Below are 13262 nucleotides of genomic sequence, written 5' to 3'. Positions count from 1 at the left end.
GCCTTTACTCTTTTGTTTCGCCCCAGTATATATCTGCTCGCTCTTTCCATATCGTGTAATAGCCAAGATTGCCAAAGTAGCGTCCTTTACTGATAGCTCTGTAACCTTCCACCCATATCTTCAATGCTGCATCAAACATAACACTCGCAGCTGTACGACCTGACGGCTTGTTTCCTTCTGCCTGACTGATGAAGATAAGAAGTTTATCACGATGCTGTGCCTTAAACTTCTGATACTCCTTAAAGCTCATCTGTGTGTATTGAAAACTATCAATAACTACGATATCTGGACTTTTACGCTTCTTGAGACGTGCATCAAGATCTTCCATACTCTCACTGATGAGGATAAACCGCCGTGCAACGTCTTGCATACCTGCTTTCATAAGCGTATTCTTCATCGTCAGAGAGAAACCCTCCTCTAAGGAGTTATAAGCAACCTTTCCATACTTAGCTAACTCTTTACAGAGCTTCATTGTAAAGCTGGTCTTACCGCTTCCGCTTCGTCCCCAGATAAACCATACGCCTCCTCGCTCTGGTGCTCCGAAGGCATCTGCCCATTCCCCTTCAAATGGATAGGTTTCTTTCTTCATACGTAGCATATCGGTTACTGACATTGCTCTATTCATCACCTTCAGTTTTATGGTTTGAATTTTGTTTGGTACTCAAACACTGTTTTACCACTGTTTGAACTCCCCTCCCTTCGGAGGGGCTGGGAGAGGCTTTAGCCATCAATTTAACTCTATGAATACTCTTTTTCACACGTCGTAGGTCAAACTCGTATTCTTCAGAATCTCTCACAACTTCTGATATATGTGCTTTATCCGTTACGCCATTTGCCATACAAACCGCATAGACATCGTGAGCACCTGTACGTTCAAGCTCAAAGAATTTGCGACCGATACGTGAATGTATCTCGTTGTATCCACACTTGTTGTAACGCAGCCCCATTGTCATACGACGCTTGATATAGCTTGTAGAGAAGAAGACGATACCACACTTATCCTCTAATCTATTGTACAAGTCGATGAAGTAATGAAAAACACGCTCTGGCAACTTGTCCGCCTCGTCAAAAAGAAGCAGCGGTGCTTTCATCTGAATAAGATCATCAATGATGCGATCGAGCAGCTCTCTAACGCTGTAACCTTCTGTCTTCTGACCGATACGGCGTGCAATCTCACGAATAAAATCGCTCTTCTTCATATCTTCTGAACAGAGAATATAAAACACCTCGCCATGCTCACTTACATACAGCTTAGCTGTGGTTGTCTTTCCGCAGCCTGCTTCACCAACTACCCACGTAACGTTCTTGACTGTTTGAGCATCGTTCATAGCGAACACCATTTCCTGATAGGCTTTTGTTTCCACCACCTGCCAGTCTGTTCCTGCCGTGGTTCCTAACTGCGATGCAAGGTTGCGCCACATATCATCAGATATATTTTCCCATTTACCCTGCAAGATGCTGCTCACAGTTGCGCTACTTGTTCCTGTAAGGCTCTGTGCTGCCTTATTCTGACTTGGATACTTGCTGACGTATTGTCTCAAGCTCTCCTGTATCTGTCCTTTTTCGTTCTTTGTTAGTTTCATATTGTTGTTCTTTTTATTAATTGTTCTTGGTTCAGTGAGGCATTGCCTCGCTGCTTATAATTACCTTATCACTTTCAGTGCATAAGTGACCCACTTTTGATGCGTAAGAGAATGACTTATCATCGGTTTCTTTATAGCTTTCCTGCCGTTGCTGCCATATCAACCACTGCCGTCTCGACCTCCGCCCAGTCCTCAAGGCTCACTTGCTTCGTCTTCCGTCCTATCTTATACTCTTCTGGAGACTTGCTATAGATGCCAGTACGACGTTCAATCTGTCGGCGTTCAGCTGCTGTCATTCCCTTAGGCTTTGGACTACGCAGACCGTGCTGCTCTGGCATTATACCATGAGCCTTTTCAATCTCACGTCCTGCAACTGTTCGCTCAATGCGGTCAGTGGTATTGGCTGCCTGTTCCTGTCTGATGAACGCAGCTTCGCCTTCTGTCTGCTCTTGTATCGCACGATGGATAACAACGTAAGGTTCTGCTACTCGTTCAAATCGCAGACTGCCATCAGCTTCTTTCTTATAGAGCCGAACGCTTCCGAAGTCGTAAGGATCATACTTAACAACAAACCGCTCGTAAGTGTGCTGCCTGCGCCACTCATGGTCTGGTACACCTGGCTGGCTCATCACTTCGTATTGTCGCTTCTCCTTCTTAATGGTTACACTGATACCCTGGTCGGTGAAGGTACTCATACGCTTAGCCGTTACCCAGAACATATCCACCATATCGTGTGCCGTAACCTGCTGCGTTTCCTCATTCACGCTGCTGTCGTAGGCTTCCTGTCTACTCTTGCCGTATGTAGGGTGCGCCATTTCGTTCCACTCCTTAGTAGCTTTTGCGTAAGCATCTTTCAGTTCCTCAAGCGTATAGAGTGAGTCTTTATTCTCCTCAATAAATTCAAGGTTCGGACGGCTCGACATCTTCTTTGCCGTAATGTTCTGACCTGTGAATCGCCAATCCTTGTGCAGCACCTGTTGTTGGAACCGACCGAACACCGCCTCAATGGTCTTTGACTCACCGTTATAAGGTTGCGTGGTCCTATGCACGTGGCAAAGCTTCTTAAACAGTCCGTCAGCATCCAGTTTCTTATGTCCGCCTTGGTTATCGTGAACAATCTCGTAGGGCTTGTGCTTGCTTGTCTGAATTGCCATGCGATATGCGTGGTATTGTGCTTCGTAGTCCTCTGTATCGCTGATATGCCAACCAAGCATCACCTCACTCATCGCATCAATGACGACATAGACCTGTGTGGTGCGCACCTTGCCGTTCTCGTCCTGATAGTAGAGGTTAAGCTTTGTACCGTCACCATACCACAGCGCATCACGCTTCGTTGGCAATGCCGTACGGTGCTTACGTCCGAACTTCTGTCGTGCTGCCTGCTCACCATGTACAGCATCATACCATAGTGGCATAATCGCAGCACTGTTCAGCCAACGTTTCATACCGCTAAGGCTTTTCAGTGGCTTCCAGCCGTTTGCTTCCGCCTGGCGGTTTGCCTCTTCAAAGAGCTGCGCATCGGTGTAGACAGGAACCCTGCAACGTTTCAGTGCGATGAGTAGCTGTCCGAACTCGTCTGTTATCTTCTGTGTGTTCTTATTTCCGACCTTACCGCTGATAAGGCTCTTGTAGCCATCTGCCTTGAAAGCCTTAATCTTTGCTTTCAGTCGTGCTTCATTTTGTGGAAGGGTATGCTGATACTCTTTGCGCATAGTTTCAGAACTCTGATAGATTACCTCCCAAGCTCCTGCAGTGCTGCCGTTCAAACTCTGACGAATTGCTCTACGCTGTGCCATCATCTTCAACAGCTCTTTCAGAACACTCGCATTAATGGTGTACTCTTCAATGAGCTTCTCTGTAAGATGTTCCTGCTTGCCGTTCTTCTCGTAGGTGAAGTTTTCAAAGAACTCACGTGCCTCGCTGTCAAGCCGTATGCGGTCACGCATCATCGCTTCCTTCATTCGCTGCTCTGGATCACCGTATCGTTCCATATACCGAGCCTTGTATTTCTGAGGAATGGAACTCCATGCGTAGAGTGCCTGACCGCCCTCGCCACCTCCACGGTGTACGCTGACAATATTTCCACGGCTCATGTTCTGACGTAATGTAGCAGCTTTAATAACTGCATCACCACCTCCAGTCAGTTCCGCGTAGGTTACGCACAATATCTTGTTGAAGTATTCCATCCCAAATATAGTTATAAGCTCATAGCCATCAATTCAACTTCATTCTGTAACTCCATGAAAGCAGGTATGTTCATATCCTGCTCTCGACGTGTCTCAACTCCGTCAACAAACACACTTACACTACCATCCTTGCGGTCGAAAACCAACTTCACTCGCTCACCGAAGGTCTGTGTCATTGTCTGTTCTGCTTCCTCGTGAGTAGTTTCAACCTCTGCCTGCTTCCAATTAGGAGTTCCGTTCAGCTGTGTCAGTGCAGTGAAGCGAATCTTCCTTGCAAGCTCGCTATCACTTTTGAAGTTCAGAGCCTTCCATACCATTACTGTGGTGCAGTTAAAGACTTCACACAAGTGAGTTTTACCTTTCTTACTTACATAGATTTGTTTTTCCATAATTCCTTTCTTATAATGTTAATTTTGTAGGCGGTGGGGAATCGAACCCCAATCGCTCCGATGCTTTTAATTCCGTGTCCGCTACCATTCGGACGTAGCCGCCTTTTTGCTATCTACAATCTACAACCTTTATTTATCTCATGTCTTCTAAGAGCCGCAAAAACCATATTCCTAATCGAAAGGCATGCCCAAAACGCCTCGTCAGTAAAAGTAGCATCAACGCTCTCCCCTGCATAACGCATGTCACTGATTACCTCGCTGAGTGCTCCATGCAGCATATCTAACTTCTCATTACTAACTTTGTCGAAAAGATTCCCTTCCATATTCTCTTATCTAAAATTTGCAAATCACGCCCCTTTTTTGTATCTTTGGACGCTGTTAATAAACTTAACACGCTGCAAAGATAAACACTTTGCATAAACAAAACAAATATTTAGGCAATTATTTTACGCAAAATGTTTAATTATGGAGAAAAAGGATAGACTTTTAAAGCTTATAGAACACTATTCTGACGGAAATAAGTCAGAATTTGCTCGTATAATAGGCGTATCTCCACAGGCTGTTAATACATGGATTAGCCGGAATACCTTTGACATTGATATTGTTTATGCAAAATGCGTAAACATTTCTCCAGAGTGGCTCCTCACAGGCCAAGGTCCCATGCTCAAACCCACAACAGAAGAGTCACAAGTAAAGGTGAAGCCTATACACCAACCTCGCAGCATAGAGAAAAAAGAAGATACGCAAGTAGTATATCTCTATGACTTTGAAGCTACTGCAGGACTGAAGGCCCTCTTTGACAACAACAAGCAGAATATCATTGATACTATTAAGATTCCTAATTTACCCAAGTGTGATGGTGCTATTCGTATTGTTGGTGATTCTATGTATCCCTTGCTCAAGTCTGGCGATATTATACTGTATAAGCAGCAGTCAACCGATATGAATAATCTACTCTATGGAGAAATGTACCTGCTTTCTTATGATATTGATGGAGAAGACTATATTGTGGTAAAATACATCCGCAAGTCTGATAAGGGCGAACCATTCGTAACGCTCGGCTCAGAGAATCCTGCTTATGCAGCAAGGGATATCGACTTTCGCCGTATTACTGCTCTTGCCCTCGTCAAGGCATCTGTACGCATTAACTGTATCATTTGATAAACATATATACTATGATAGACCCGGAGAAGACTGAACTTGAAGAGTTCTTGAAAGAATATGCCAGAGTACGCTGTAATGCAGTGTTCTTTGTAGAAAACTATTGGAACAAGTTACATCCTGACAAGCCTGTTATATTGACAGATGACGAGAAACAGCAGTTATACGATAGGTATAGAATGGTTCCACTGGTTCATGATATCACAGCCTATACAAAACGCTTGGAAGAACTGCGTGCAAAGGGCTACAAAGATTGGGAGATTGATGCATAACTATTTTCAATTATAATACGTCTAATAACTTAAGTTTATATTATATGAAAGAGAAAAAGAAATGGAGTGAGAGGACTCCACAAGAGAGGAAAAAGGCAAAGCTTAATCTTTCTATATTAGCGGTTATTGGCTTAATCGTAATATCAGTATTAATTGCAGGTGCATTTAGCGATTCGCCAGAACCACAAGAGAAGAAAGAACCTGTGGCTGTTGTTCACAATGATGTATTAGATGCTTCAGTACGCCAGGTAAAACAGTTCTTAAAAAAGAATCTGAACGATCCTGAAAGCTATGATGGTGTTGAATGGAGTCCAGTATCACAGAACCCACACACTAAATGGTTCATAGTACGTCATAAATACCGTGCAAAGAATCAATATGGTGCAACACAGATCTACAACCAAATCTTTACACTTGACAGCCTGGGCACAGTTATAAGCATTTCTGATGTTGAATAAGGTGCACGATAAGGCGCAAAAGTGAGCACGCACACACTTTTGTTGGGTGTAATACATCAAAATTAGCCTAAAAGCCTTGAAAATAAAGGAAATTCGACAATATGTCTATTAACGAGATATGATATTATACCCCTCCTTATACGGAATAAATGGGGGGGGTAAATGATTAAAAATAGGGTCTATCCGCTTTTTTTCGTCTTTATTAGGGGGGTGAATGTGGTCAAAAACATAAAAAAAGTGTCACCCCTAATGTCACCCCTCTTTACACATTTCGTTTTACACTGTCACTCCAATCGTCACCCCTAATGTCACTCCAAAGCCATTTTTTACCTTAAAAACACACCTTTACAACCCAATAAAATAAAGAAAACGGCTTTCAACCGTTCAGAAACGTATTGAAATCCGTTCAACTATCGTTCAATCAGCGTTTTAGCTGTTTATACATACCCTTATTTTATCACCTTTGAGCGTATAAGCTCACCAGCCCTGATACAAGCCTTTTTGTTCAGTACAACCCCTCCCTTGCTCAGTCCTACACGCTCCAGCGAGCTTTGCTTAATACCAATCTCCTCAGCCGTCAAAACGCTGTAAATCGCAGGAATTGAGCCAAAGTAATAATTCTTCCTCCCTTTCATCAATTGTACGTGTATTACCTTTGTCATAGTTATCTCTTTTTGTTTGCAAATATACAAAATAGTTACTATATACGATATTTTAATCATATAATATTTTACTAAATGCGTAAAATAAAAGGTAAGCTGTAAATAACCTACCTCATCAATTTATACATAAAACAACCCTGTCAAAGCTATTTGCTTCGCCTTTGTCGCCGTCAATACTCCTTACACTATTAAGTACACATATTCAGGCTTAAAACGTCCCAAATCGCCCCATTTACCCTCCTATGTAACATTTTTCTCTCAAACACCATTCAAACGCTCATCGAATGTAACGCAAATGTAACACGATTGTAACATTTCGTTTTGCACCTCATTCATCCTCTAATATTCCGTAACTCTCTGATAAACAAACAATCTAATCACGTCCACCCAAACATCGTATTTACACATTTCGTTTTACCCCCCTTAATATTATCATATTATATGACTCTGATGAGACGGGAATAAGAGAAGCCAAACAACAAACAAATGCACTCATTCAATATAAGGTTTTGAGCTTGACCTTACCATTGCAAGGGATTAAGTCGGAGAAAGATATATCTGACTTCTTTGCCTTGGGAAATAACTCGAATGACTTGAAAGTTCTCCTTTCTGATATGTTTACCAATATGTATTCACAGACAATGATGATATTAAAATCTTGTGAAATCGACTACGATAATCCACCTGATGCTTCAAAATCAGTTGTGGCAGTCAATGGTGTTCCACTCGGAACACAGGATAATCTGTTTTGTATCACAGGTGGAGAAGGAACAGGTAAGAGCAACTATATTTCTGGAATCCTTTCAGGCACACTTGGTTCGGAACGATTACAAGCTGAACAGACATTGGGATTAGAGATAACTGCTAACCCCAAAGGATTAGCGGTACTCCACTATGATACGGAGCAGTCTGAAGCACAGCTGCACAAGAACCTGGGAAAGACACTTCGTCGGGCAGGAGTAAAGGCAGTGCCAGAGTTCTACCATTCACTCTACTTGGCATCACTATCCCGCAAAGACAGGCTAAAAATCATTCGTGAGAGTATGGACTTGTTCTATCACAAGCATGGTGGTATCCATATTGTGGTAATTGACGGTATTGCTGACTTGATACGCTCAGCCAACGATGAAACGGAAAGTATAGCTATTGTAGATGAACTGTACCGATTGGCAGGCATATACAATACCTGTATTGTTTGTGTGCTTCACTTTGTGCCTAATGGCATAAAATTGCGTGGACATATTGGTTCGGAACTTCAACGCAAGGCGGCGGGCATTCTCTCTATAGAAAAGGACGACAATCCTGAATATTCTGTCGTCAAGGCATTGAAAGTCCGTGACGGAAGCCCATTAGATGTTCCAATGATGCTCTTTGGCTGGGATAAAACTGAAGACATGCACGTCTATCGTGGCGAGAAATCGAAGGAAGATAAGGAAAAGCGTAAGACCGATGAACTCTTGCTTGTCATCAAATCTGCATTTCGGACCAAACTAAGGCTTTCATACCAGGAACTTTGTGAGGTGCTGATGCGTGAAATGGAGATCAAAGACCGAACTGCAAAAAAGTACATTGCATATATGAAAGAGCAGCGCATATTGACGCAAGATACAAGTGGAAACTATCAAAAAGGAGAACTATGCCATACTTAAACGATACTTCAGAAACAGATTGGTGCAAACAATTGTTTGATAAACTAAGAACTGTCGAGAATAAGCTCGACCAGCTACTTGTCCTGCAAGAGCAATCCGTCGATACAACTGTCCGTCCACCTTTGAAACCGGAATATCTGGATATCATAGATGTTTCTAGAATCTTGAAAGTTGAGCAAAAGACTATCTATAACTGGGTTTGGGCAGGTAAGATCCCATTTCTCAAAGCTAATGGTAGGCTGCTGTTTCTTCGTGAAGAGATTGATAGTATACTGCGTAAGCGAGAGTGTAGGTAAATTCTCTCAAAAATTAGATTCTTTCAATATCCTTCTATTGTTCACTATTATTGAACAAAATTAATTTATTGAACAAAATATTTGGCGTCTTCGTGTTTGTTCATTATCTTTGCAGTGTTCAATATTGTTGAACAAGTAATAAAGAATGAACAAGTATGGGAGAAGTACATATTATAGAACAGGCAGTAAGTGCAATGAAGCAACAATGGGGAGAAAGTGGACTCAATATCACCTATGATTTAACTCCACAAAGTAATCCTATACTTAAGGGACGAGTTAACATTATAGGAATAGACTTTCCTTGTCTTGTAGAAAACGAGGTGAATATTATCAACATTGGCCGCATTCAGGATTTGATAAAGGGGTGTGCTGAACTACAAAAGATACCTATTTTGCTTATAGCACGATATGTTCAACCAGGTGTTTATAACATTTTACGAACGGCAGGCATTAATTTTGTAGATACTGTTGGTAACTATCAAATCCTATATACAAAAGGTAAGAAGTTGATTTTTCAACTTTCTCACACAGGTGAAAAAGCACCTATAGCGCTTAACAAGGCTTATCCAATCTTTCAAGAAGCAGGCTTAAAAGTTATTTTTTATTTATTGCAAGATGTAGACAATGTGGGTAAAACTTTTAGGGAAATCAAAGAACAGTGCGACGTTTCGTTAGGTACTATAAAAAATGTACTTGATGAATTAGAAGCTCGAAAGTTTGTATTGACTACTAAAAGAAAGCGTATACTGAAAGATAAACGCAGGTTGCTTGATCTATGGGTGGAAAACTATCATCATGTTCTTAAGCCAAAACTTTTGGTGAAGCATTTTGCCTTTCGAGATGAACAGTCTAAAGCACAATGGGATAAAATAGTGTTGCCCGAAGGAATATGCTGGGGTGGAGAGTGTGCTGCTTATCAAGTAAACGGATATTTAACTCCACAAAAGTTTGAAATATATACCGATGTAGCTTGGGGTAATCTGATGAAAACAGGTGCCATGCGTGCTACAGAAGGAGAAATTACAATGTATCAGAAGTTTTGGAAAGGCAGTACAATGCCAATAATTCTTATTTATGCAGACTTATTAGGTGATGGCAATAGTCGTTCGATAGAAGCTGCAAATAAAATATTGAATGATGAGCTTTCAAATTTCAAGTAATAAGATAGACAATCCATTTTTGGTTGAATTATTAAGAACCGCCAGTGAATGTTTTAAAGAGGTAGGACAAGACTTCTTTGTAATTGGTGCAACTGCACGTGATATACTGATACAGCAATTAGTAGGCATTAGCTCTGGTCGAAAAACGAGAGATTTAGATTTAGCTATTGCTATCCCTAATTGGGAAGCCTTTGACGAAATAAAGCAGATGCTTTTGGCGCATGGTTTCACTAAGGATGAGAAAATGTATCAACGCTTCTATTATGGGGTTTATGAAATGGATGTTGTTCCTTACGGAGATGTTGCAAAAGAAGATGGATATATTTATTGGCCACCAGAAGAAGATATTGCCATGTCTGTGAAAGGTTATGAGGAGGTTCTAAAAGATGCTATAACCATAAGTATTGATAATGAATTTGACATCAAGCTAGCATCACTTCACGGACTTTTTATCCTAAAGTTTAATGCTTGGTTAGATCGTAACCTGCAAACAAATAAAGATGCTGATGATATGGGGTTTATCATTGAGAACTACTTCGTAGCCAACTTAAACAGGAGTGTGTACCAAGAAGTATTTGATTGGGACGATTTTGATGAGTTTATTGTCGGTGCATATTGGCTTGCCAATGACATTGTTGGTTTTCTCCCCATAAAGTATTTGTCCTATTATGAAAAATGTCTACAAAAGGAAATCACAAAAGAAGAGGACAGTAGGCTTCTTCAACAAATATTGGACAGTAACTCAGTTCTTCAGTATGAGCAAGTTTTATATGCTTTCCAAAAAATGATAGAAGTTTTTAATAAGTTTACCCGATGAAAATATGTATTGCTTTTCAAAGCATAGCTGCTAACGAAATGAATGGAGACTTTATTCTTCAGAAGAAAATAGCAGGCGGAACTTTGGTTTTACTTGCTGATGGTATGGGAGGATTAGATTTTCCTGAACAGGCATCGAAAATCGTTTGTGAAGCAATCCTTGATTACTTTGAAAGTTACAATGCGTCTGATCCCTCAAAGATTATTCAAGAGAGCTTAGAATATGCCGATAAAACCTTACGCAAGGCATGCTACCAAAGAAAGTGTAAGATGGGTACTGCCCTCACGCTTGTGTATCTGACGGATAGCTTTCTCTATTATACTTCATTGGGGGATGTTCGTCTATATCATGAACACATTAATGGGACAATCACACTGCTGACGTCCGATGATGTAATCAACATTGGAGGTGAGAGTTACCTTACAATCTGTATTAATGGAAGAGGGTACAGAAGTCCAATAGAAGTATATCAAATGTCAGTACAAACAGGAGATCGCTTCATACTTTGTAGCGATGGCTTTTACAAACAATATGATGTAAGTGAGTACTTGCAACAGAGAACTTCACCACCTTTACAATGCACGGGAGATGACTGTTCTGTAGTTGATATTAATATAAAATAAAATGTTAGATTCCAGCAGCTATATATATACTACCGAAAATCTACTCTTCTATATATTGGAGAATTAGTGCCTCCATTTTGGACGAAAACCTTGTGAACGACCATCCTCACTGTCTTCATGTATCTTAGATTGTTTATTATCTATTTGGTTAGGTAGTCCACTTATGGATATGGAATTGTCTTGTTCTACATCTCCTTTTGCCTCTTTATTGGTAGAAATTGTCAATGCAATCTTTCTGTCCAATTCAGCAGCTTCACTTTTAAGTGAGCGAAGCTCGTCCTCTTTTTTCCACGAGCTGTTTGCAATAGTAATGTAAACATCCTTATTGGCTGTTACCTTCTCCATTTCCTTCTCATGCGATTCTATTACCTTTGGAATACGCTCCAAGGCATTAACAAAGTTCTGACATGCAAGTTTCGGGTCTGTCGCCAACTTACCGTTATTGTAAGTGTAGTAGATAGACTCCTGCCCTTTCACAAAGAAGCGGTTCACCGAACAGTCGAACAAGTCTTTGGAAGTGCTCTCCGTCTTGACCATTATGGAAAAACCATAAACTTCACCGATTTTATTATACTCTCCTTTGGTGCGTGCTTTTTCGTCTATCTCCTGCAGACGTGCAGCAATAGCCTTGATATCGGTACTATCTTCCACACCTTTGATTGTCAGTTTATTTATAGGTGTACCTTCATCATCACGCTCCACACGTTTCTCAAAGAGAGCTAAGTCAGACTGTGCCTCCTTGATTTTATCCGTATGGAAGGACACGGAACTCTCAATCTCTGCCAACTTGCCGTTTGCAGCATCACGCTCCCGAAGGAAGTTCTTGCGCTCTGATTCCAAGGTGGTAATCTTCTTATCCAATCTTGCTTTCTCTAAAAGGTCGGTATTACCTGAAAGTACTGCTACATACTCAGAGAAGTTCATGCCGCTGTCCTCATCCATCGAACCCTCATCGATGGTGCGACTGCCAAGCTGGTTACTTTTCAGCTGATTGATGAAGAGTTGCTTGTTATGCAGCAAATTGAACTTATAACTATCTAAAGAACGTTCTACAGCGTAGATAATCACATCGACCTTGTTGTTCGCAAATTCCTTGGCGATAAGATTTCCCTTGCGCACGGCTCGTCCGTTGCGTTGCTCCAGGTCCGAAGGTCGCCAAGGCGTGTCCAAATGATGGATGGCTACCGCACGTTGTTGCGCATTTACACCTGTGCCCAACATGGATGTAGAACCGAAGATAATGCGAATGTCACCACGGTTCATGGCATCTACCATCGCTTTCTTGGCCTTCTCGTTCTTACACTCTTGGATAAAGCGTATCTCGTAGGACGGTATATGGTAGTCCTCCACTAATTTACGCTTGATTTCCGAATAGACATTGAAGTCTCCACCGGGCTTATAAGTACCTAAATCAGAGAAAACAAACTGCGTCCCTTTCTGTGCATCGTACTTTTGGTAATAGTCATTCAAGAGTTTCGCACAATGACTTGCCTTGTTGTCTATATGGTCTGAGTACCCATTTTCGTCAATCATGCGTAAATCAAGGCTCATCTTTCTGGCATAATCGGTTGCAATAAGCATCTTTGCCTTTTCCTCGCTCTCACTCAGAGGTGCTCGTCCCAAAAGCGTGGCATCGCCACTCTTGGCAAACTCCATCAGCTTGCCGATAAAAACTTCCTGCTCGGGTGTCGGTGGTATATTATGTAGTATCTCATTCTTTTCAGGACGGTCGATACCGATGTCCTTGGCGGTGCGAAAATCGCAAATCTCCGCATAAAAGTAATAGGAGCGAATGTAATCGGCTGATTACAAAAGGAAAACATAATATAGAATAATAAAAGGTGAACGATTTGGAAACGAGCGTGTTTCTTTTCCTCTCTTTATTCTGCAATGCCTCAAAGACCACTTATCTAACGTTGCAAAGGTAGTCTTTATTTTCGATGAAAACAAGAGAAATCCACACTTTTTTCAGTCCGTTTCATTTTTCCGCACTTGAATTGCCGTTT

The 13262-nt window shown here is 41.4% G+C and carries 13 protein-coding genes and 2 pseudogenes; 8 read left to right on the top strand and 7 right to left on the bottom strand.

Annotation, left to right across the window (positions count from 1 at the left end; translation table 11 throughout):
* Nucleotides 1-4 precede the first annotated feature (4 nt).
* The 5 genes from AXF23_RS06420 to AXF23_RS06400 all read right to left on the bottom strand — a co-directional run bounded on the left by AXF23_RS06420 (nt 5) and on the right by AXF23_RS06400 (nt 4481).
* Nucleotides 5-625, bottom strand: a complete 621-nt coding sequence (locus AXF23_RS06420; RefSeq protein ID WP_107624717.1) for an ATP-binding protein — start codon at nt 623-625, stop codon at nt 5-7.
* Nucleotides 618-1583: an AAA family ATPase gene (locus AXF23_RS06415; protein WP_107624716.1), complete on the bottom strand. Its 966-nt coding sequence runs from the start codon at nt 1581-1583 to the stop codon at nt 618-620. Before AXF23_RS06415 ends, AXF23_RS06420 begins: the two co-directional genes overlap by 8 nt.
* Nucleotides 1584-1714: 131 nt before the next feature.
* Nucleotides 1715-3769 (bottom strand): DDE-type integrase/transposase/recombinase, encoded by a 2055-nt coding sequence (locus tag AXF23_RS06410; protein WP_107624715.1) that lies wholly within the window; start codon nt 3767-3769, stop codon nt 1715-1717.
* A gap of 11 nt (nt 3770-3780) precedes the next feature.
* Nucleotides 3781-4158, bottom strand: coding sequence for a hypothetical protein (locus AXF23_RS06405; protein ID WP_107624714.1), 378 nt, complete (start codon nt 4156-4158; stop codon nt 3781-3783).
* Between the two features lie 113 nt (nt 4159-4271).
* Nucleotides 4272-4481: an S-adenosylmethionine synthetase gene (locus tag AXF23_RS06400; RefSeq protein ID WP_107624713.1), complete on the bottom strand. Its 210-nt coding sequence runs from the start codon at nt 4479-4481 to the stop codon at nt 4272-4274.
* Between the two features lie 142 nt (nt 4482-4623).
* On the opposite strand from AXF23_RS06400, the gene AXF23_RS06395 reads away from it, so the two are divergent.
* From AXF23_RS06395 to AXF23_RS06385, 3 genes are read left to right on the top strand one after another with little or no spacing between them, the layout of a single operon-like run.
* Nucleotides 4624-5319 (top strand): LexA family transcriptional regulator, encoded by a 696-nt coding sequence (locus tag AXF23_RS06395; protein WP_107624712.1) that lies wholly within the window; start codon nt 4624-4626, stop codon nt 5317-5319.
* A gap of 14 nt (nt 5320-5333) precedes the next feature.
* Complete coding sequence (locus AXF23_RS06390; protein WP_107624711.1) at nt 5334-5591, top strand: hypothetical protein; 258 nt, start codon at nt 5334-5336, stop codon at nt 5589-5591.
* Between the two features lie 44 nt (nt 5592-5635).
* On the top strand, nt 5636-6049 hold the full coding sequence (locus AXF23_RS06385) for a hypothetical protein (protein WP_107624710.1): 414 nt from the start codon (nt 5636-5638) through the stop codon (nt 6047-6049).
* Between the two features lie 449 nt (nt 6050-6498).
* Here AXF23_RS06385 and AXF23_RS06380 read toward each other — a convergent pair whose 3' ends face one another.
* Nucleotides 6499-6711 (bottom strand): hypothetical protein, encoded by a 213-nt coding sequence (locus AXF23_RS06380; protein ID WP_107624709.1) that lies wholly within the window; start codon nt 6709-6711, stop codon nt 6499-6501.
* 425 nt (nt 6712-7136) lie between these two features.
* Between AXF23_RS06380 and AXF23_RS06375 the strand changes: the two are divergent.
* The 5 genes and pseudogenes from AXF23_RS06375 to AXF23_RS06355 form a co-directional block, all read left to right on the top strand.
* Nucleotides 7137-8360, top strand: a pseudogene (locus AXF23_RS06375) (AAA family ATPase); the annotation flags it as partial.
* The gene (locus AXF23_RS06370) at nt 8348-8656 is read left to right on the top strand and encodes a helix-turn-helix domain-containing protein (RefSeq protein ID WP_004342808.1); all 309 of its coding nucleotides are present in this window, start codon (nt 8348-8350) and stop codon (nt 8654-8656) included. The pseudogene AXF23_RS06375 and the gene AXF23_RS06370, both read left to right, overlap by 13 nt.
* 155 nt (nt 8657-8811) lie before the next feature.
* On the top strand, nt 8812-9816 hold the full coding sequence (locus AXF23_RS06365) for a type IV toxin-antitoxin system AbiEi family antitoxin (RefSeq protein WP_107624708.1): 1005 nt from the start codon (nt 8812-8814) through the stop codon (nt 9814-9816).
* Nucleotides 9794-10633, top strand: coding sequence for a nucleotidyl transferase AbiEii/AbiGii toxin family protein (locus AXF23_RS06360; RefSeq protein ID WP_107625816.1), 840 nt, complete (start codon nt 9794-9796; stop codon nt 10631-10633). The genes AXF23_RS06365 and AXF23_RS06360 overlap by 23 nt, the downstream gene beginning before the upstream one ends.
* A complete protein-coding gene (locus tag AXF23_RS06355; protein ID WP_107624707.1) occupies nt 10630-11256 on the top strand; it encodes a PP2C family protein-serine/threonine phosphatase in 627 nt (208 codons plus the stop codon). The genes AXF23_RS06360 and AXF23_RS06355 overlap by 4 nt, the downstream gene beginning before the upstream one ends.
* Before the next feature lie 63 nt (nt 11257-11319).
* Here AXF23_RS06355 and AXF23_RS06350 read toward each other — a convergent pair.
* Nucleotides 11320-13035: pseudogene (locus AXF23_RS06350) on the bottom strand (helicase-related protein); the annotation flags it as partial.
* Between the last annotated feature and the right edge of the window lie 227 nt (nt 13036-13262).

The sequence above is a fragment of the Prevotella sp. oral taxon 313 genome (assembly GCF_003043935.1).
In the GTDB taxonomy this organism is placed as follows: domain Bacteria; phylum Bacteroidota; class Bacteroidia; order Bacteroidales; family Bacteroidaceae; genus Prevotella; species Prevotella jejuni.
Note: the sequence above shows the minus strand (reverse complement) of the source record. Positions and strands in the feature narration are given on the sequence as shown.

Coding starts and splice junctions, on each gene's coding strand:
- AXF23_RS06385 (WP_107624710.1), top strand. CDS start 5,636: ATGAAAGAGAAAAAGAAATGGAGTGAGAGGACTCCACAAGAGAGGAAA.
- AXF23_RS06420 (WP_107624717.1), bottom strand. CDS start 625: ATGAATAGAGCAATGTCAGTAACCGATATGCTACGTATGAAGAAAGAA.
- AXF23_RS06390 (WP_107624711.1), top strand. CDS start 5,334: ATGATAGACCCGGAGAAGACTGAACTTGAAGAGTTCTTGAAAGAATAT.
- AXF23_RS06365 (WP_107624708.1), top strand. CDS start 8,812: ATGGGAGAAGTACATATTATAGAACAGGCAGTAAGTGCAATGAAGCAA.
- AXF23_RS06355 (WP_107624707.1), top strand. CDS start 10,630: ATGAAAATATGTATTGCTTTTCAAAGCATAGCTGCTAACGAAATGAAT.
- AXF23_RS06400 (WP_107624713.1), bottom strand. CDS start 4,481: ATGGAAGGGAATCTTTTCGACAAAGTTAGTAATGAGAAGTTAGATATG.
- AXF23_RS06360 (WP_107625816.1), top strand. CDS start 9,794: ATGAGCTTTCAAATTTCAAGTAATAAGATAGACAATCCATTTTTGGTT.
- AXF23_RS06370 (WP_004342808.1), top strand. CDS start 8,348: ATGCCATACTTAAACGATACTTCAGAAACAGATTGGTGCAAACAATTG.
- AXF23_RS06380 (WP_107624709.1), bottom strand. CDS start 6,711: ATGACAAAGGTAATACACGTACAATTGATGAAAGGGAGGAAGAATTAT.
- AXF23_RS06415 (WP_107624716.1), bottom strand. CDS start 1,583: ATGAAACTAACAAAGAACGAAAAAGGACAGATACAGGAGAGCTTGAGA.
- AXF23_RS06410 (WP_107624715.1), bottom strand. CDS start 3,769: ATGGAATACTTCAACAAGATATTGTGCGTAACCTACGCGGAACTGACT.
- AXF23_RS06405 (WP_107624714.1), bottom strand. CDS start 4,158: ATGGAAAAACAAATCTATGTAAGTAAGAAAGGTAAAACTCACTTGTGT.
- AXF23_RS06395 (WP_107624712.1), top strand. CDS start 4,624: ATGGAGAAAAAGGATAGACTTTTAAAGCTTATAGAACACTATTCTGAC.